This is a genomic window from Microbacterium sp. H6 (genome assembly GCF_003314775.1).
Taxonomy (GTDB): Bacteria; Actinomycetota; Actinomycetes; order Actinomycetales; family Microbacteriaceae; genus Microbacterium; species Microbacterium oxydans.
On sequence record NZ_QOAY01000120.1, the window covers coordinates 5,769 to 24,162 of the forward strand.

At 68.0% G+C, this 18,394-nt stretch carries 18 protein-coding genes; 3 read left to right on the forward strand and 15 right to left on the reverse strand.

Going from position 1 to position 18,394, the window contains the following annotated elements:
• Nucleotides 1-111: 111 nt before the first annotated feature.
• Genes DSP71_RS08035 through DSP71_RS08050 form a run of 4 tightly spaced genes read right to left on the reverse strand, consistent with a single transcriptional unit; the run spans nucleotide 112 to nucleotide 3,834 of the window.
• Nucleotides 112-1,320 carry an ABC transporter permease gene (locus DSP71_RS08035; RefSeq protein WP_082682522.1) on the reverse strand — a complete coding sequence of 403 codons (1,209 nt, stop codon included), beginning with the start codon at nucleotides 1,318-1,320 and terminating at the stop codon, nucleotides 112-114.
• Nucleotides 1,317-2,027, reverse strand: a complete 711-nt coding sequence (locus DSP71_RS08040; RefSeq protein WP_061017445.1) for an ABC transporter ATP-binding protein — start codon at nucleotides 2,025-2,027, stop codon at nucleotides 1,317-1,319. The genes DSP71_RS08035 and DSP71_RS08040 overlap by 4 nt, the downstream gene beginning before the upstream one ends.
• Nucleotides 2,024-3,079 carry a peptidoglycan-binding protein gene (locus tag DSP71_RS08045; RefSeq protein ID WP_113680816.1) on the reverse strand — a complete coding sequence of 352 codons (1,056 nt, stop codon included), beginning with the start codon at nucleotides 3,077-3,079 and terminating at the stop codon, nucleotides 2,024-2,026. The genes DSP71_RS08040 and DSP71_RS08045 overlap by 4 nt, the downstream gene beginning before the upstream one ends.
• Nucleotides 3,076-3,834: a hypothetical protein gene (locus tag DSP71_RS08050; protein ID WP_058630822.1), complete on the reverse strand. Its 759-nt coding sequence runs from the start codon at nucleotides 3,832-3,834 to the stop codon at nucleotides 3,076-3,078. The genes DSP71_RS08045 and DSP71_RS08050 overlap by 4 nt, the downstream gene beginning before the upstream one ends.
• Nucleotides 3,835-3,970: 136 nt before the next feature.
• On the opposite strand from DSP71_RS08050, the gene DSP71_RS08055 reads away from it, so the two are divergent.
• Together DSP71_RS08055 and DSP71_RS08060 are read left to right on the forward strand one after the other, a co-directional pair.
• Nucleotides 3,971-4,639 carry a response regulator transcription factor gene (locus tag DSP71_RS08055; protein ID WP_113680817.1) on the forward strand — a complete coding sequence of 223 codons (669 nt, stop codon included), beginning with the start codon at nucleotides 3,971-3,973 and terminating at the stop codon, nucleotides 4,637-4,639.
• 5 nt (nucleotides 4,640-4,644) lie between these two features.
• Nucleotides 4,645-5,913, forward strand: a complete 1,269-nt coding sequence (locus DSP71_RS08060; RefSeq protein WP_181800691.1) for a HAMP domain-containing sensor histidine kinase — start codon at nucleotides 4,645-4,647, stop codon at nucleotides 5,911-5,913.
• 6 nt (nucleotides 5,914-5,919) lie between these two features.
• Here the strand turns inward: DSP71_RS08060 and DSP71_RS08065 are convergent, their stop codons facing one another.
• Genes DSP71_RS08065 through DSP71_RS08090 form a run of 6 tightly spaced genes read right to left on the reverse strand, consistent with a single transcriptional unit; the run spans nucleotide 5,920 to nucleotide 12,223 of the window.
• A complete protein-coding gene (locus DSP71_RS08065; protein WP_046748107.1) occupies nucleotides 5,920-6,774 on the reverse strand; it encodes an ABC transporter ATP-binding protein in 855 nt (284 codons plus the stop codon).
• Nucleotides 6,771-7,565 carry an ABC transporter ATP-binding protein gene (locus DSP71_RS08070; protein WP_179516403.1) on the reverse strand — a complete coding sequence of 265 codons (795 nt, stop codon included), beginning with the start codon at nucleotides 7,563-7,565 and terminating at the stop codon, nucleotides 6,771-6,773. The genes DSP71_RS08065 and DSP71_RS08070 overlap by 4 nt, the downstream gene beginning before the upstream one ends.
• Nucleotides 7,566-7,568: 3 nt before the next feature.
• A complete protein-coding gene (locus DSP71_RS08075) occupies nucleotides 7,569-8,417 on the reverse strand; it encodes an ABC transporter permease (protein WP_061017457.1) in 849 nt (282 codons plus the stop codon).
• A complete protein-coding gene (locus DSP71_RS08080) occupies nucleotides 8,414-9,364 on the reverse strand; it encodes an ABC transporter permease (protein WP_029258835.1) in 951 nt (316 codons plus the stop codon). The genes DSP71_RS08075 and DSP71_RS08080 overlap by 4 nt, the downstream gene beginning before the upstream one ends.
• A gap of 5 nt (nucleotides 9,365-9,369) precedes the next feature.
• On the reverse strand, nucleotides 9,370-11,013 hold the full coding sequence (locus DSP71_RS08085; RefSeq protein WP_046748105.1) for an ABC transporter substrate-binding protein: 1,644 nt from the start codon (nucleotides 11,011-11,013) through the stop codon (nucleotides 9,370-9,372).
• Nucleotides 11,014-11,047: 34 nt separating this feature from the next.
• Nucleotides 11,048-12,223 (reverse strand): C45 family peptidase, encoded by a 1,176-nt coding sequence (locus DSP71_RS08090; RefSeq protein WP_141368064.1) that lies wholly within the window; start codon nucleotides 12,221-12,223, stop codon nucleotides 11,048-11,050.
• Between the two features lie 112 nt (nucleotides 12,224-12,335).
• On the opposite strand from DSP71_RS08090, the gene DSP71_RS08095 reads away from it, so the two are divergent.
• A complete protein-coding gene (locus DSP71_RS08095) occupies nucleotides 12,336-13,223 on the forward strand; it encodes a MurR/RpiR family transcriptional regulator (protein WP_113680820.1) in 888 nt (295 codons plus the stop codon).
• A 40-nt stretch (nucleotides 13,224-13,263) separates the two neighbouring features.
• On the opposite strand, the gene bsh is transcribed toward DSP71_RS08095, so the two are convergent.
• The 5 genes from bsh to DSP71_RS08120 all read right to left on the reverse strand — a co-directional run.
• On the reverse strand, nucleotides 13,264-14,241 hold the full coding sequence (gene bsh / locus DSP71_RS08100) for a choloylglycine hydrolase (RefSeq protein ID WP_113680821.1): 978 nt from the start codon (nucleotides 14,239-14,241) through the stop codon (nucleotides 13,264-13,266).
• A 143-nt stretch (nucleotides 14,242-14,384) separates the two neighbouring features.
• Nucleotides 14,385-15,293 carry a glycine betaine ABC transporter substrate-binding protein gene (locus DSP71_RS08105; RefSeq protein ID WP_046748102.1) on the reverse strand — a complete coding sequence of 303 codons (909 nt, stop codon included), beginning with the start codon at nucleotides 15,291-15,293 and terminating at the stop codon, nucleotides 14,385-14,387.
• Between the two features lie 54 nt (nucleotides 15,294-15,347).
• Nucleotides 15,348-16,349 carry a proline/glycine betaine ABC transporter permease gene (locus DSP71_RS08110; RefSeq protein WP_058630834.1) on the reverse strand — a complete coding sequence of 334 codons (1,002 nt, stop codon included), beginning with the start codon at nucleotides 16,347-16,349 and terminating at the stop codon, nucleotides 15,348-15,350.
• Nucleotides 16,349-17,668, reverse strand: a complete 1,320-nt coding sequence (locus DSP71_RS08115; RefSeq protein WP_113680822.1) for a glycine betaine/L-proline ABC transporter ATP-binding protein — start codon at nucleotides 17,666-17,668, stop codon at nucleotides 16,349-16,351. The genes DSP71_RS08110 and DSP71_RS08115 overlap by 1 nt, the downstream gene beginning before the upstream one ends.
• A gap of 338 nt (nucleotides 17,669-18,006) precedes the next feature.
• Nucleotides 18,007-18,394: methyltransferase (locus DSP71_RS08120; RefSeq protein WP_113680823.1), on the reverse strand; the 388-nt coding region annotated here is incomplete at its 5' end.

Genomic DNA, 18,394 nt, shown 5'->3' on the forward strand with positions numbered 1-18,394 from the left:
TCCCCGGCCGGGGCGTTTCGCCGCGCTCGGCGGCACCTTCGAATCGCGCGAACGGTTCTATCCGCGCCGTGAAAGGGACCATTCGCGCGATTCGAAACCGAACCCAGGGCCTCAGACCGTGCGGAGTGCCGCCGTGGGCGACAGGCGCGCGGCGCTGATCGCGGGGTAGAGCCCGGCGATCACGCCGACCACCAGCGCCACGACCGGGCCACCGAACAGCACGACCGCAGGGATCGTCACCGCCTGCCCCTGGATCGAGGCGTAGACGACGACCCCGAGCGCGCCGACCGCGGCTCCGGCGAGGCCCCCCAGCCCGCCGAGCACGATCGCCTCCGCCACGAACTGACCCGCGATCTGCCCCGAGCGCGCGCCGAGCGCACGTCGAAGACCGATCTCGCCGCGCCGCTCCAACACCGCCACCACCATGGTGTTCGCGATGCCGATCCCTCCGACCAGCAGAGCGATCGCCGCGAGTCCGACCGCGAGGCCGGACAGCGAGTCATCCGCGGTGTCCCGCGCACCGGCGAGGTCGCCGAGCCCGTTCACCTGCACATACGGGGACGAGGGGTTCGCTGCGCGGGCGATCGCATCGCGGACCTTCTCCCCCGTCGCACCGTCGGCCATGCGCACGTAGATCGCGGCGATCCTGCCGTCGCTCTTCTTCGCCACGTGCTCGGCCGCCCACCGGTCGCCGAGGAACGCACTCGCGTCGATGGATTCGGCGAGGCCCGCTGCGTCGAGGATCCCGATCACGGTGTACCACTGCTCGCCGATCCATACCCGCACGCCCGGCTCCGTGATGCCCATGCGCGCCGCAGCCGCCGCGCCCAGCACGGTCACCGGCAGCGAGCGATCCGTCTCGTCGAACCACGAGCCCTTCGCCACGGATCCCTCCACCGACGACAGGAAGTCGGGACTCGCCGCATAGGCGGTCAGTCCGTTGCCCTGACTCTTCGGCATGAGGTCGTTGCGGTACACCCCCGTGTCGTCCGGCACCTTCTCGAGCACCCCGATCCGTTCGACCCCGTCTACCCGCTCGATCATCCCGGCGGCCGTCTCCGGCAGCTCGACCGGCTTGTTGTCGGGCCCGTAGCCCGGCTGCACGACGATCATGTTCGCGCCGAGGGAGTCGAGTTCGGCCAGCAGCTGGGCCTGGTTCGAGGCGGCGATGCCCGTGATCGCGGTGAGCGCCGCGATGCCCACCGCCACGCCGAGCGCTGACAGCGCCGTGCGCATCTTGCGACTGCGGGGACCGATGAGTGCCGTGCGGATGCTGTCAGCGACACTGAGTCGCGGCATCCGCTCCCCTCTGCGTCTCATGCGGCGACCTCTTCCTTCACGCGCGAGCCGGTGTCGCTCACGATCCGGCCATCGTGGATGCCGACCTGCCGCTGCGTGCGCTCGGCGATGTGCGGATCGTGCGTGATGATCACGACGGCCGTGCCGGAATCGGCGATCGAGGTGAGCAGTTCGAGAATGCGATCGCCCGTCGTCGAGTCGAGCGCACCTGTCGGCTCATCGGCGAACAGCACCGACGGAGCGCCGACGATCGCCCTGGCTATCGCCACGCGCTGCTGCTCACCGCCGGACAGCTGACCGGGTCTGTGCTTCATGCGCGCGCCGAGGCCCACCCGCTCCAGCGCTGCGGCCGCCCGAGTGGAACGCTCCGCCGACGGCACGCCGGAGTAGAGCAGACCGAGCGCGACGTTGTCGAGCGCGCTCAGTGCGGGCAGGAGGAAGAACTGCTGGAACACGAAGCCGATGCGGCGAGCGCGCAGCACGGCACGCTCGCGTTCGGGCAGAGCCGCGGCGTCGGTCCCATCGATCAGCACGGTGCCGCTCGTGGGGTCGTCGAGGGTGCCCATGATCGAGAGCATCGTGCTCTTGCCCGATCCCGAGGCTCCGACCACGGCCACCAGCTCACCGCTCTCGATCGCGAGGCTCATGCCATGCAGCACGCGCAGCGGCGGGTTGCCCGGGTACTCCTTGATCACGTCGACGAGCTCGACCACCGTGTCCGGGCTCATTGCGCCACCACCACGGCATCGCCGGCGGCGAGTTCTCCGCCCGTGACCTGCACCTTGGTGTCGGCGATCAGTCCGACCTCGACGGCGACGCGTTCGACCTTTCCGCCCTTGCGCAGCACGTCGACCGCGTAGCCGCCGTCGGTCGTCGCCACCAGGGCTGTGACCGGCACGACCAGAGCATCCTTCACCTCCGACGTCGCGAACACGATCTTGACCGCGCGCAGCCCGATGCCCTCGGCGACGGCCGGGTCGTCGAACTCGACGTCTGCGGTGGGCGGAGTGGTCTCGCCCTCCTTCTCGGTCGGCTGCCCGCCGGGGTCGACGGCGGTCACGGTCGCCGGCGCCTCCGTCCCGTCCGGCAGGATCACGGTCACCTTCGTGGCGGGCAGGATCTCGCGCGCCTGTGCATCCGTCAGCTTGGCGACCACGCGCAGCGTCGTGCTCGTGTAACTGAGCGGACTCGACCCCGCCGGGTCTCCCAGCTTCGCCGTGACCGACTCCACCCGCACGGACGCGGCGCTGATCGCGACGATGTCACCCAGCTTCACGATGCCGTCCTGCGGCACCCCGAGCGACTTCTGCCAGGCCTTGACGTTGGTCTCGGTGACCGCGGTGAACTCGTCGTCGATCGTCATGTTCTTGCCGAATCCGAGATCGGCGAGCGCCTGCTCCAGTTGACGGACGTCGGGGCCCTTCTCGACGCCGACGCCGAGGTCGCGCCAGAACGGACGATCGCCGCGCATCGCGATCACCGGCTTCCCGTCGACCTCGTAGATCGCCTGGCCGACGCCGATCTGCTCCCCCGCCGCCGGCAGGCGGGTGATCGTGCCGGCACGGCCCGGCAGGGCGACCGACGCCCCGTAGCTCAGGGTTCCGTTGAGGCGCAGATCGGAGGTGAGCGTGGTGAGCTCCGCGTCGACCGTCACCGGCGCCTTCTCCTCATCCGGTGACTCGGCCACCGAGCTCCAGGGCTGCAGCACGGCCACGGTCACGGCGGCCGCCACGAGCAGCACTCCGACCGGGACGAGCACCTTGGTCAGCCGGCGGCTCATTCGTCGTCCTTCGACGGAAGGACGGTGGCGGCGGAGACCATGCCCTCGAAGTACTCGCTCATCACCGCGAACCAGTCGAAGTCGACGGCTTCGATGCTCTCCTGTGTGAACATCGGGGGCATGTCGCCCGTGGTGTCCGCGCAGGCTTCGAGAAGCGTGCGCGCCTCGTCTTCACTGATCCCCTTCGGCAGGGTGAGCATGCCGTCAGCATCGGGGTCGGCGAAGTCGGCGAAGCCGTTCTTTCTGGCGCAGGAGGCGAAGGCGAGACCGGACTCGATGATCTCCTCCGGCGAGATCATCTGCGTCTGCGCTCCGGAGTCCGAGATGTCGGGCTTCGGCTGCGTGAACTCGGGGACCTTCTCTTCACAGGTCTCCCACGCGGCGCGCTGCCCGCCCTCCTCCGGGTAGCCCGATGCCGCAGTCGATGCGAGCCACGTACCGTCGTCGTCCGAGAAGACCATCGTCATGGCGAGGTCCTCGTCGTCGCCCGAGCCCGCTTCGACCGACATCATGCCGCCCGTCGAGGTGCCGCTCGCGGGACCGTCGGGCATCAGCATCCCCACCTGTCCCCCCTCGACGATCTTCGCGGTCTGCCCCTCCTCGGTGAGGCAGGTCACGAACCGGGCGGCCGCCGCATCGTTGGCCCCGTCCTTCGCCTTGTCGTCTCCCGATGGTGCGCTGCACGCGGCGAGCGTGAAGAGTGCGAAGACAGCGGGGATCGCCGCCCACGATCGGACTGCTCTCGAATCGAACATGAGGTTCCCTTTCTCGCGGTCGCAGCTCATCCGCGACGTGCGGTCAGTTCTACGGAGGCGGTGGTTTGCTGTCGGTATGACGGCGCCTAACCGGAAACTAACCGCGGCACACGCACCCTCGGATGACGGAGGTGCCATGCGACTGCTGCTGGTGGAAGACGAGGCCGACCTGGCCGACACGCTCGCCGACGGCCTGCGCCGCGAGGGCTACCTGGTGGAGGTCGCCCGCGACGGAGCCGCAGCCCTGACCTCCGCGGCCTCGAACGACGTCGACGTGATCGTGCTCGACCGCGACCTGCCGGTGCTGAGCGGCGACGCGGTGTGCCGCACTCTGGTCGCGCAGGAGTATCCGGCACGCATCCTGATGCTCACGGCCGCAGGGACCCTGAACGACCGTGTCGAGGGCCTCGACCTCGGCGCCGACGACTACCTCGCCAAGCCGTTCGCGTACGTGGAGCTGCTGGCCCGCATCCGAGCGCTCGGCCGTCGTGGCGGATCTGCGCGCACGAGTGCCGTGCAGGAGTTCGCCGGAGTGCGCCTCGACAGCGCTCGACGCATCGTGGAGCGCGACGGCAGCCCGATCCGGCTGACGCTCAAGGAATTCGGGGTGCTCGAGACGCTTCTCGCCGCGGAGGGCGGCTACGTCAGCGCGGACGACCTCCTCGACGAGGTGTGGGACGAACCACAGGAGCGCACACGCGGTGTGGTCAAGATCGTGGTGCACACGCTCCGACGCAAACTCGGCTCGCCCGAGGTGATCCACTCCGCGGCAGGACACGGCTATCGAGTGGGGACGACCGCATGAGACGTATGAGCTTCCGCACCCGACTGGTGATCATCATCACCGCGGTCTTCATCGCGGCCGGTGCCGCCCTGCTCACCGTGCAGTACCTCGTGGTGCAACAGCTGTTCTCCACGGCCATCACCACCACCGAGGCCAGTTGCCTCCCGATGGCGGCGGTCCTGCAGGTCGGCGAGGGGTCGAGCGCGACCGATGGACCCGACGTCAGCGAGGTGACTCCGCTCCCCGACAGCAGCAGCGTCCTCTGGGGCCAGGCCAGCACCGGCTGCGGGTACTACGTCGGATCCATCGACGCGCAGCTCGCGGTGCCGTCCCAGACCCTGACCTTCGACGCCGTGGAAGGCGCGGTGCTGCAGCAGTCGAGCTTCCTCGCCGACGAGGTGGGCAACGGGCTGCTGCTGTGGTCGGTGGTCGTGCTCGTGGCCTTCACCGGGGTGGCCGCCGCGATCGCGTTCTGGCTCGCGCGCCGCTCGCTGGACCGCATCGGAGAGGTCACGGCCGCCGCGCGCGACATCTCCGAACGCGACCTCGGCCGACGCCTCGCTCTGCCGGGGCCCGACGACGAGATCAAGGAGCTGGGCGACACGATCGACGGGATGCTCGACCGGCTGCAGTCGGCGTTCACCGCCCAGGACCGCTTCGTGGCGAACGCCTCGCACGAACTGCGCACCCCGCTGACGACGACGCGCACTGCGCTGGAGATCCCCCTCGAACAGGGAGCGGTGCCGGCGGACCTGCAGGCCAACATGCAGCGGGCACTGCGGGCGACCGAGCAGAGTGAGCGGCTCATCACGGCGCTGCTCGCCCTCGCGCGTGCCCGCACCGGCCTGGAAGAGGTCGAACCGGTGGAGCTGCGCACGCTCATCGAAGACCAGGTCGACGACCTCGACGCCCAGGAGATCGAGGTGCACACGAACCTGCGCGACCTCACGGTCGAGGGCGATGCGGTGCTGCTGGCCAGGGCCGTGCGCAACCTGCTCGAGAACGGCATCCGCCACAACGTGCCCGGCGGTGAGCTGTGGGTGCGCTCCCGACGGGAACGCGGACGAGCCGTCATCGAGATCGAGAACACCGGGGCGCAGATCACCCCTGCCACCGTGCAGCTGCTCACCGAGCCGTTCTACCGCGGCGATGCGAGTCGCACCTCGGCCGGCCCGGACGGCACCGGGCTGGGACTCGCGATCGTGCAGAGCATCGCCAAGACCCATGGCGGCGAGGTGCGCCTGCGCGCCCGTAAAGGCGGCGGCCTGATCGCCGCGATCGTCCTCCCGCTCTGACCCGGCCTACTTCCGGTCGCCCCGACCGACGACCTCCATGCGCTGCGTAAACGTCATCCGGTCCTGCACGACCCGCTCCGGGTCCCACCCCGGACCGGGGGTCGAGGCGATGAGGAGCTGCGAGTACGGGTGCTGCGGGCTTCGCAGCACCTGGCCGGTCTCTCCGTGTTCGACGACCGTGCCGCGGAACAGCACGAGCACGCGGGAGCAGAGCTCGCCGATGACGGCGAGGTCGTGACTGACGAACAGATAGCTCACCCCCGACTCCCGCTGGATCTCGGCGAGGAGTTCGAGCACCTGCGCCTGCACGGAGACATCGAGTGCGGACACCGCCTCGTCGAGCACGACGAGACGGGGAGACACCGCCAGGGCGCGCGCGATCGCGACGCGCTGTCGCTGACCGCCCGACAGCTCATGGGGCTTCGCGTCAGCGTGCCGCTCGGTGAGCCGCACGCGATCCAGCAGTTCGCCGATCGTGCGGTCGGGGTGCGACCCCGTGCCCTGCTCCCGCAGCCTCAGGGTTCGCCGCAGCGCCTCGCGCACGGTCAGCCGTCGATCGAGCGACCCGTTCGGATCCTGGAACACCATCTGCACCGCACGAGCCCTCGCAAGACGCTCGGCTCTGCCGCGCGGTCGACTGAGGCGGTCGACGCCGTCGATCACCGCGGACCCCGCGTCGGCGCGTTCCAGACCCACGAGGATCCGAGCGATCGTCGATTTGCCCGAGCCCGACTCACCGACGAGGCCGAGCGCCTCACCCGACTCGATGGCGAAGCTCACGTTGTTCACCGCGACGACGCGCTCGGATCCCGGACCCATCCGAAAGGCCCGATACAGCTCGGAGACCTCCACCAGACTCATGACGCCTCCTTCGTGTCGAGTACAGGGGCCGCGGCGATCAGCGAGAGCGTGTACGGATGAACCGCGTCCGCGAAGAGCCCCGGCTTCGTGAGCGTCTCGACGATCTCGCCCTGGCGCAGGACATGGATCCGATCGCAGATCGCCCCGGCCAGAGCCAGGTCGTGGGTGATGAAGAGCATGCCGAGACCACGGTCGCGGATCTGCCGTTGGAAGATCGCGATGATCTCGGCCTGCGTCGTCACGTCGAGCGCACTCGTCGCCTCATCGGCGAGCAGGAGCGCGGGATCGGTGCTCAATGCGGAAGCGATGACCACGCGCTGGAGCATGCCGCCCGAGAGCTCATGCGGGTACTGTCGCATTCGCCGCTCCGGGTGGGTGAGTCCCACCGCGGCGAGGAGCTGGACGATATGCGCCTCGGCGCGGCCCCGTCGCCAGCCGTGCACGCGGACGAGTCGTTCGGCGAGTGAATCCCCGATGCGACGCACGGGGTTGAGCGCGGAACGCGGATCCTGCTGCACCAGCGAGACGGATTCGGAGCGCACGCGCCGCCGGGTCTTCTCATCGGCCGCCACCATCTGGGTCCCGTCGACGCGGATGCTCCCCGCGATCGTCGCCTCATCGCCGTAGAGGGCGAGGGCCGCGCGCGCCGTCGTCGACTTGCCCGAGCCCGACTCCCCGACGAGCCCGACGAGCTCGCCGCGGTCCACCACGAGGCTGACGCCGGTGAGGATCCGAACCGCGTCGTCGCCTTCGCCGAACGCCAGATCAAGGTCCTGTATGTCGAGGAGCATCATTCATCCCTTCGCAAGCAGTCGGTCGGCCACGCGCACCCCGGCGACGTTCACCGCGATGACGACGATGGCGATGGCGGCACCGGGGACGAGCGTGGGAAGGAACTCCCCCTGGATGATTCCGGGTTGCCCCTCCTGGACCATCAGGCCCCACTCCGAGCTCGGAGGCTGCGCCCCGAACCCGAGAAAGCTGAGCGTCGCGAGACTCATGAGGGCTTCGCCGAAGAGGACGACGAGATACCCGACGAGCGGAGGGAGCAGATTCGGGATGACTCCGCGCACGCAGATCGTCAGGCCGCCGAGCCCCTGAACCCGGTACGCGTCGATGTAGGGCCGCGTCATCTCGCTCAGAGCCAGGCTGCGCGTGTACTTCGCGATGACCGGCGCGTATGCGAGCGCGAGCGCCACGATCGCCGTGGCCGGTCCCTTGCCGAACACGGCGATGACGAGCACGACGAAGAGCAGTCCGGGGAACGCGAACATGACGTCGGTCACGCGGGCCAGGACCGTATCGATCCATCCGCCTCGCCACGCCGCCAGGACACCGATCGCCACCCCGAGCACGGTGGCGAGCGCGAGCAGCACGACCGGTCCGACGAGTGTCTCACCCGCTCCGATGAGAAGCCGGGAGAAGAGGTCGCGCCCGAGCTGGTCCGTGCCGAGCAGGTGCTGTGCGCTCGGCCCTTCCCAGATCGCTCCGAAGTCGACGCTGTCGGCCTCGTAGGGGGCGAGGAGCGGGGCGAAAGCTGCCGCGACCGCGATGAGCGCGAGGAGGCCGCAGGAGATCCAGAACCCGACGTCGGATCCGGAGCGCCGACGGCGGCGCACCCGTGGGAGGAGCACGGAGGTCATGCGGACACCGTCCTTCGTCGGATACGGGGGTCGAGCACGGGAAGGAGCAGATCGACGATCGTCGTGACGATCATGTAGGCGACGACCATGAACAGGAGCACCGCCTGCACCACCGGGAAGTCGTGCGTGTTGATCGCGTCGACGAGGAGCGAGCCGACGCCGGAGATCCCGAACACCGTCTCGACCGCGACCGTTCCGGCGATCATGCTCGCGATGACGAGCGCGACCATGGTGATGATGGGGCCCCAGGCCCCGCGCAGGACATGATCGCGCACGATGTACCGCTCGCGGAGACCCGAGGCTCGGGCGGCCTCGACGTGTTCCGAGGAGAACTGCTCGATCATGGACTGTCGTGTCACGCGGCTCACGATGGCGAGCGCGGTGATGGCGAGGGTGAGCGCCGGGAGCGTGAGCGCATACAGACGATCGAGTCCAGCGGAACCCGCACCTGCCACGGGGAACCATCGCAGTTCCACGGCAAAGAACGCGACGAAGGCGATTCCGAGCACGAAGGAGGGGATGCTCGCTGCGAGAGTCGTGAATCCGATGATGGCGGTATCGGCCGCCTTTCCTCGGCGCACGGCCGCGACGATGCCGAGGCCGATGCCGACGACCGTGAGCACGACGGCCGCGTAGGCGACGAGCGACAGGGTGATGGGCACCCTCGCCGCCAGGAGCGCGCTCACGGGCTGGTGGTACTGGAACGACTGTCCGAAGTCGCCGGTGAGGACTCCGGAGGCCCAGTGCCAGTACTGGACGAGCATCGGCTCGTCCAGGTGGTACTGGGCCCGGACGCTCGCGATCCGCTCCGGCGTCAGGTTCTCGGGGTTGCCGATGAGGAACGTGACCGGGTCACCCGGCGCTGCGTACATCGCAGCGAAGATGATGAAGGAGGCGATCACCAGCGTGAAGACCATGCCGGCGAGCTTGCGGAGCGCGAATGGCATCGTGACTACCCCTTCGCGCTGCCGAGATCGACGGCCCACGGGTAGTAGATGAACGCTGCAGAGGCGGGGACACCCGTGACCGCCTTCGACATGATGAGCGTCGACGGCGTCGCGACGACCGGGATCCACACCGCGTGCTCCACCCAGCGCTTCTGCAGCTCTGTCGTGATCTCGGCGCGCTCGACGTCATCCGTCGCGGCGTAGCCCTCGTCGACGAGCGCATCGTATTCCGGGTCGGAGAAGACGCCGAAGTTCACGCTCGCATCGGACGCGCCGTTCTTGTAGAAGCCGAGGGGGTCGTTCTTCGAGATGTAGTACTCGTCGGGCCACAGATCGGCCTGGCCTCGGAGGTCGGGGTCGGAGTAGAAGTCGCCGTACTGCACCTGCGGGATCACGGTGATCTCCGCCTCGAGCCCGATCGATTGCGCCGCGGCGACCAGCGCATTCGCGATCACGTTGTGCGTCGAGGAGCCGTTCGAGGCGACGACGATCGGGGCGGAAGGGGCGCCGGCCTCGGCGATCAGGTCCTCGGCCGCCGCGAGATCGGCCTCGCTCGGCTTCGCGGGCGCGCCCTCGAGAGCGTCGTAGGCCTGCTCGAAGGTGTCGGCCTCGTATCCCCAGGCTCCCGAACCGACGGGTGTCTTCCACGGCTGGGCGAGACCGCCGAAGGCAGCCGTGGCGACGCCGGTCCGGTCGAGGGCGAGCGAGAGGGCCTGCCGGATGCGCTCATCCGTCAGTGCGCCGCGATCGGTCGTCTCGAGCACCCACGCGTTCGTCGACGGGCCTTGATAGACGGACACGTCCGCGCTCCCGATGAAACTCCGCGCGGCGCCGGCGTTCTCGAGGAACGACCCCTGGGCCTCGCCCGTCGTGACCGAGTTGGCTATCGCGGTCTCGTCGGCCCATCGGAAGACGACCTCGTCCGTGAGGGCATCGACGTCGGAGTTCCAGTACTCGGGGAACCTGGTGATGGTGAGCTGCGACCCCGCGTCCCACGACGTCACCTGGTACGGCCCGCTGCACGCGGAGGCGGAGCCGGGGCTGCCGAAGTCCTCCCCTTCGGCTTCGATGACGCGCGGGTTCCAGACGATACCGCCGTCGCCCGCCATCGCCTGGAGCAGAATCGCATCCGGCTGCGATGTCGTGACAGTGATCTGGTCGGTGCCGGTCTGCTCGATCGAGACCACGTTCCGGTACTCGTCGGATTCGGCGGCACCGTCCTCGGAGTGGCGCTGCATGCTCCACACGACGTCCGCCGTGCTCACGGGGCTGCCGTCGTGGAACAGCGCCCCCTGCCTGATGGTGAAGACGAGATGGGTGTCGTCGGTCCACTCGGCGTCCGATGCCAGCCCGGGACCGAGGGTCAGGTCGGGCTGCACCTGCATGAGCCGGTCGCAGACGTTCGCGAGAACCGTGTCGTCGGCGGTGGTGGCATCGATGTCGGCATCGAGTGTCGTCGGCTCGCCGCCGAGCATCCACGTCACGCTCTCGAGCGGGCCGGAGGCGGCGGGTGTCGTCGCACCGAAAGGCACGTCGAGGGCGGCGTCGCCGTCTTCGCCCTTCGACCCCGAACTGCAGCCGGCGAGCACGAATGCCGAGGCGGCGAGCACGCCGATCGTCACGGTGATGGGGTGATGCTGCTTCTTCATTGAACGCTATCTCCTCGGGTTCTCAATCTGTCGGTCAGGGGGAGGGGAGTTCGTCGTGCGGGCCGTCGTAGAGATTCCAGGGCAGCACCTCGTACTCGGTTTCGCAGGGGAATCCGTTCGCGACGCGGTATTCGCCGGTGGTGAGGTCGACACAGCTCGAGAGGAGCGTCGACCACTGCTTCACCGAGGGGGAGTCGGGATGCGGATGTGTGCAGACGCCCTCGGGGAAGCCGAGGTGATCCGACATCGCCTCACGCACGAGCGCGTAGCTGTGTTCGGGGTTCTCCGCACGAGCGACCGCCGCCAGCCCGGCCTGGACACGCGGCAGACGAAGCAGCGAATCCGCTGCCACCGGAAGGTAGGACCCGGCGAGCTGCGGCGGCACGGAAGCCTGGAAGTGGTTGGTGTGCGCGATCACGCCGCGTTCGGGATAGATCCAGTCCACGCCGCTCGGCGTGGTCTCGAGGTCGATGCCGAATCCGCTGCGGTCGGCGAGGAGCGCATTGCTCGCGATATGGGGACGGGTCTTGACCAGCATCCTGAGCGCGCTCGCGATATCGCCCTGATCGAGCACGAGCCGGCGGATCAGGGTCTGCGGCACGCCGACCGCCGCCCCGAAGCTCCCCCCGAGGCCGTTGGCGTTCAGCGAGATACCGGCGGAGTTGGCACCGTGGCGTCCCACCTGCCCGGCTTCCACTTGCATGATCACCGTGGGAAGCGGATCCTGCACGACGCGGACGATGAGGGTCGTTCCCGCGGTGCGCGTGCGCCAGTCCCAGTTCTGCCCGACGAGCGTGTGCCCGGTGCCGCTGCCCTCACCTGTCAGGAAGAACGACGTGCAGCCGTCGACGGCGTCGTCGCGCTCGTCGTCGGCGGCACGGGCCGCGGTCCTCGTGACTCGCGACGGTCCCTGGTGGTCGTAGACGAACTCGCCGCGCACGTTCAGCGTGACGATCTCGGCGAAGGCGACACCCGCCCCCTCCGCGATCCCCCGCATCTCCTCGACGAGGTGCGGCGCGATCTGCTCGCTGATCGGAACCCATCGCGAGACGGAATCCGTGATCCCGGCCCAGCTCATGCCGGTCTGTTGGGTCAGCGCTTCCGTGTAGTACTCGATCGAGCCGGCGATGAGGTCGGCGGCGGCCTCGCCGTATCGGCGCCCGCGCTCGCGGGGCGCCCCACTGATCTCGATGGTGCGGATCGGTGTCATGGCCGCCATATGACCTCCCTGTCAGGTGCGCCTGTTGCGCAATGAGGTTGCACCCGGGATGATTGAATCATCCGTTACGGATGATGCGCCTCTCGAACAGAATGATACAGCAATGGAACCGTTTGTAACAAGCGATACAGAGAACCCTGCGCTCTCCGGCCTCCGCGCGCGCATCGCCAGGACGTGGAACGACCTCTCGAAATCCGAACGTGCCGTCTGTCGCGTGCTCTCATCGACGTCAACTGAGCACATCCTCTATGCGAGCGCCGCCGAACTGGGCACCCAGAGCGGCACCTCGAACGCCTCCGTCGTGCGCACCCTGCAGAAGCTCGGATACTCGGGGCTCTCACATCTGAAGCAGGAGGTGGCCGCTCCGTTCTCGAGCAGCGTCTCGCCCGAGGTGCGCCTCAAGACCCGCATCGAGCACATCGGCCAGGACCTCGCCCGCATCCAGCAGGAGACCTGGGATGAGGCGGCGTCGCTCATCGAACTCGCACGCAGCTCGAACGACGACGCTGCGTATTCCGCCGCCATCACGCTGCTCATGCGCGCCGAGAGCATCTACTGCTACGGCCTCGGCGCCTCCGGGACCGCCGCTGACAACCTCGCACTGCGCCTACGACGGACGGGACTCTCCACTCGGCGGCTCAGCACCGACGGATTCCGTCTCGCAGACGAGGTCCTGAACCTCGAGGCGAAGGACGTCCTCGTCATCTTCGCGCCTGGACGGGTCACCCGCGACATCGATGTACTCCTGGACCACGCACAGTTGATGGGCGCCGGCGTCATCCTCGTGACCGACGAGCTCCACGAGAGGCTCTCCTCCCGTGTCGACGCGATCCTGACCGCACCCCACACCCCCACAGGACTGACCTCCGAGAGCCTCTCGGCGATCCTCATCTCAGACGTACTGGTCCAGGGCATCTCCGCTGTCGCGCCCGATGCGGCATTGCGCTCTTCGCAGCTGCTCAACGACGTTCGGGCACGACTGGGTTACTGACCCCCCGGCCCCTGCCCCCTCACACGGCTCCGGTCATACGTCAGTTCTGCATGGCGATCTGCTGCCCTTCGACGAGCGGGTAGGCGACCAACTCGGAGCCATCGAGGTCCTCACGGTGCATGTCGACCCCGGTGATCTGGCTGTTCTCATAGGTCGTGTAGTAGTAGATCCCCTTGTCGGCGTTGCAGCATGACGAGTAGATGGTGATCTCGTACTTCTCCTCGTCGCCCACTTGCACGCATCCGCGCTGCTGGGCGACGGAGCCGAGGATCTGGAAGAACTGGCTGATCGACTCCGACTCGGAGCTCCCCGAAACGGAGTTCATCCGCGTGAACACCGCCTTCACGAATCGTGATGACGACGACAGGTCCCCGGGGAGACCCATCCCGCCCATCCCCCGGCTGTAGGTATCCAGAGGCACGTCAGGGGCGAACGTGTTCTGCGGCTGCCGGGTCGACAGATGCATGTAGTCGTTCAGCCGGAAGCTCTGGATGTCGAACGTGGGATTGTTGGTGAGAACGCCCCAGGGATTGTCGTACACCTTCAGGCCGTCATGGACGCTCTCCACCGTGATCGAGGCCGCACCGTCCGAGATGATCCAGTGCAGCGGCGACAGCGGGAACTGCGCGCTGAACGAGATGTCGGCGAGGTTCACGGTCTCCAGCGCTTCCTTCACCTGCGCCACGGAGTCGAACTGCCCCAAGACCCACGGGATGAACTCGAAGGGGGTGACGTTGGTCGCCTCGGAATCCTCCGCCGGGTAGTACGCGTTGTCGGGGAAGTTGAGCCCGGCCATACCGAGCCCCTTCTCATTGACCGCGTCGTAGTACAGCGGGTACCCGTCCGAGATCGTCGCGATGCCGATGATCGCGTGATGCGTAGGCATGGACGCGAGTCGGCGGAACGGGAACGAGAAGTTCCTCGGCGTGATGGTGACCGTCTCGTTGTACGAGAACTCGAGATCGAGATTTCTCCCGAAGTAGTGGTCGACGGTGGTGAAGCTCAGTCCTGTGCACATCGTTCCCTCTCCGTTCCGGGGCCCGGTCGGGTCCTCGAACGGCCATGGTCGCACTCGTGGTCGCCCAGCGTAAGGGGGGTGACGCAAGCGCGAAGGAGGGCCTCCCGGCGCGGGAGACCCTCCTTCGTGAAGCGGGAGCGGTGTCAGCTGGTGACGGTCCAGTCGAACTGGTCACCGTACTGCTTCAGCCACTCGTCGACCGCGTCGGCTTCCTTGCCCTCGCCGTACTCGTTGACCACGAGGTCTTCGAGCGCACCGTACTGCTCGTCGTCGAGCTTGATCTTCTCGATCAGCTCGGCGGCCTCGGGGAACTCCTCGGCGAAGCCGTCGGTGCCCAGGAAGTGCAGGCCCTCGGCCTTGCCCATCGCACCCTTCGGGTCCTCGAGGTCCTTCACGGGGAAGGCGTCGTTGGCCCAGAACGGACGCCACAGCGTCACGACGATGTCCTCCTGCTTGTCGGTCGCGGTCTTCAGCTCGGTGAGCATCGCCGCGGTCGACGAGGTGACGAGCTCGTACTCGCCGTCGAGACCGTACTCGGGCATCATCTTCTGCGTCTGGGCGGTGAGGCCCGCGCCCGGCTCGATGCCGTAGATCTTGCCGTCGAACTCGCCGCCCTTGCCCACGAGGTCTTCGATCGAGTTCAGCTCGGAGTACTCCGGAACCGCGAGGGTGAGCTTGGCGTTCTCGTAGTACTTGCCGAGGTCTTCGATGTCGTCACCGTACTTCTCCATGTAGGAGGCGTGGGTGAGTTCCGGCCACGCCGAAGGATAGATGTCGACGTCGCCCTGGGCGAGCCCGGTGTAGAGCGGGCCTGCCTCGGTGAGCGTCTTCATCTCGACCGTGTAGCCGATCTTCTCGAGCTGGTCCTGCAGCAGGTAGGCGGTGCTCAGCCCATCGGTCCACGAGGGCAGGAAGCCCAGCGTGATGGTGCCCTTGTCGTCGCCGCTGCCGTCGCCGCCGCCCGTGCCACCGGCGCCGTCGCTGCTGCAGCCCGCGAGGGTGAGCGCGGCTGCGGCGCCGAGTGCGGTGATTGCGAGGATCTTCTTCTTCATGTGATTTCTCTCTCTTGCGTTCCGTATGGGTGTTGTTCCGTAGGGGTGGAGCTTTCAGCGCACTCCGCCGCCGACGGCGTTGCGTCGCGGCGCGACCTCGGCGCGTTCCGCCGCAGCTGCGGCGTCCTGCTGCTCCGAGACCTCAGGAGTAGGAGCGGATGCTGTTCCGCCACCGTTTCCGCGCGGGGTGCGACGCCGTGCGAGCATGCCGAGCAGCGACGAGCGGTTCTCGCCCGGAGCTCCCAGCGCCGCGGTGACCCGGTCGAGGAAGACCGCGATCAACACGACACCGAGGCCGGCCTCGACGCCCTTGGGGATGTTGATGGTCGAGATCGCCTCGACCACCATCTTCCCGAGGCCGTCCGCCCCCGCCATTCCGGCGATGACCGCCATCGACAGGGCGAGCATGATGACCTGGTTGACGCCGGCCATGATGGTCGGCATCGCGAGCGGAAGCTGGATGCCGCGGAGGATCTGGCCCGGCTTCGCGCCGAACGCCTGACCGGCCTCGACGGTCTCGGAGTCGACACCGCGGATGCCCAGCTCGGTCAGACGCACACCTGGGGGCAGGGCGAAGATCACAGTCGCCACGAGGCCGGGCACCACGCCGATGCCGAAGAACACGATCGCCGGGATCAGGTACACGAAGGCCGGCATGGTCTGCATGAAGTCGAGCACGGGCTTGAGCACGGCGCGGACGGTGGCGTTGCGCGCCGACCAGATGCCCAGCGGCACGGCGATCAGCACCGCGATGATGGCGGCGACGAGCACGAGCGCCAGGGTCTGCATCGCGGGAACCCACAGGTCCATCCCGACGATCAGTCCGAACGACACGACCGTGCCGATCGCGAGCTGCCACGAGCGCACGACCCAGGCGATGAGCGCGGCGATCACGATGATGACCACGAAGTTCGGGGCGAGCAGGATGCTCGTGAGGCCGTCGACGAGGAAGCTCATCACGAACGAGATCACGTCGAGCAGACCGTCGAGGTTGTCCTTGACCCAGTCGACGACGGACTCGATCCAGGTTCCCACGGGGATGCGGAAGCCATCCATCAGCGCACCTCCTCCGTCTCGACCTGGGCTCCTGAGCTTGTCGAGGGGCCCGGGTCGGCGGTCCACCCGTCATCGAGCACCGCATCGATCTCGGCCTGCGGCATCGGCATCAGCGGAAGCGTGATCTCCTCGGTCGCGCCGGGCCCGGGGCCGAGGGCGGCGAGCAGCGTCACTCGCGGGATCACCCCGACCAGACGGCCTTCGGCATCCGTGACCGCGAGCGGCAGGGGAGACTCGACGGCCGGCACGAACAGGTTCATGAGCACGTCGTCCTCGCGCACGCTCTGCAGCACGGGCTTGATGATCGAGTCGAGCGTGGTCGCACCGTTGCGCACGAGCTTCACCGCGTCACGGTCGGTGACGACACCGATGAGCTGCCGGTCCTTGCCGACCACGTACGTGGCCGACATGTAGGCGTCGCGCATCTGACGCAGGGCGGTGCGGGGTCCCGCGGTGTGCGGCACGACGGGGCGCGGGCGCTCCATCACGTTGGCCGCGGTGAGCACGCGGGCACGGTCGACGTCCTGCACGAACTGCTCGACGTAGTCGTTGGCCGGGTCCATCAGGATGTCTTCGGGTGTGCCGATCTGCACGATGCGGCCGTCCCGCATCACGGCGATGCGGTCACCGAGGAACATGGCCTCGTTCAGGTCGTGCGTGATGAACACGATGGTCTTCTGGAGCTTCTGCTGCAGTTCGAGCAGCTGCTCCTGCATCTCGCGCCGGATCAGAGGGTCGAGGGCGCTGAACGCCTCGTCCATCAGCAGGATGTCGCTGTCGGCGGCGAGCGCACGGGCGATGCCGACGCGCTGCTGCATGCCACCCGAGAGCTCGGACGGGAGCTTCTCACCCTGGCCCTCGAGCCCGACCAGCGAGAGGATCTCCTCCGCCTTCGCCAGGCGCTCGGCCTTCGGGGTGCCCTTGAGCTCCAGCGGGTACGCGACGTTCGCGGCGACCGTACGGTGCGGCAGCAAAGCGAAGTGCTGGAACACCATCGAGATGCGGTCACGACGGATCGCGCGAAGTCGCGACGACGGAATGCCGGTGATGGGATCGCCGTTCACGGTGACGGTGCCGTCGGTGACGTCATGCAGCCCGTTGAGCATGCGGATGATGGTGGACTTGCCGGATCCCGACAGGCCCATGATGACGAAGATCTCCCCGCGGTTCACGGAGAAGCTGGCGTCGATGACCGCGGCGGTGCCGGCATCCGCGACGGCGGTTCGGCTCTCACCGGCCTTCAGTCGACGGACGGCGGCGTTCGGATTCTTACCGAAAACCTTGTACAGATTGCGCGCTTCGAGAGCGATTTCGGACACGTTTCCCCTGCGGCTCGCCTTCGGGTGGCTGAGCCTGCTTCGGTTACGCCCGGGTGATCCCCTCAAGGCCGTTCGACATGTCTGCTGTGGCGGCACGGACGGCGGATTTCGGATCCACCGCGATAGAGCATCGACCGTACGTCCACGCCTCTTCGCAGCACAGCTCATCGAAAGAAGGACGTGGTCGCGGACTGGTCTTCGGGCCGTCAGGCCCACAGACCAACGTAACGAAATGGCCGATCAGGGGCAAATCCCGGTCGCGCGGGGTGGCCTCGTTTCGGTGGCTGACCGGGGGATTGCACGGGTATTCAACAATCCCTCCCGCGGTGGTTCCGCGGTCAGGAATCCGAGGTCTGCGCGCTCCGGATGCTGCGTGTGACGGTGAATTTCGGGGTGCGTTCGACCTGCTCGGTCGACCCCACCAGCCGGGTGAGTTCAGGGCGATAGGCGAGGGAGGAGTTGTACACCGTGAAGAGTTCTCCGTCGGGCCGGAGCACACGCGCCGCGGCCTCGAACAGCCGCGTCGCCGCTCCCGTGTGCACGCTCGCGCCGAGGTGGAACGGCGGGTTCAGGAGCACCACGTCGAAGGAGGCATCGGGACGCGCGGAGCCGGCGTCGTCGTGGGTGACCGTGACCCTGTCGGCGACTCCGTTCGCAGCCGCCGTCGCGCGGGCGGATGCCACTGCAGCGGCAGACCGGTCGGTGGCCGTCACCTGCGCTTCGGGG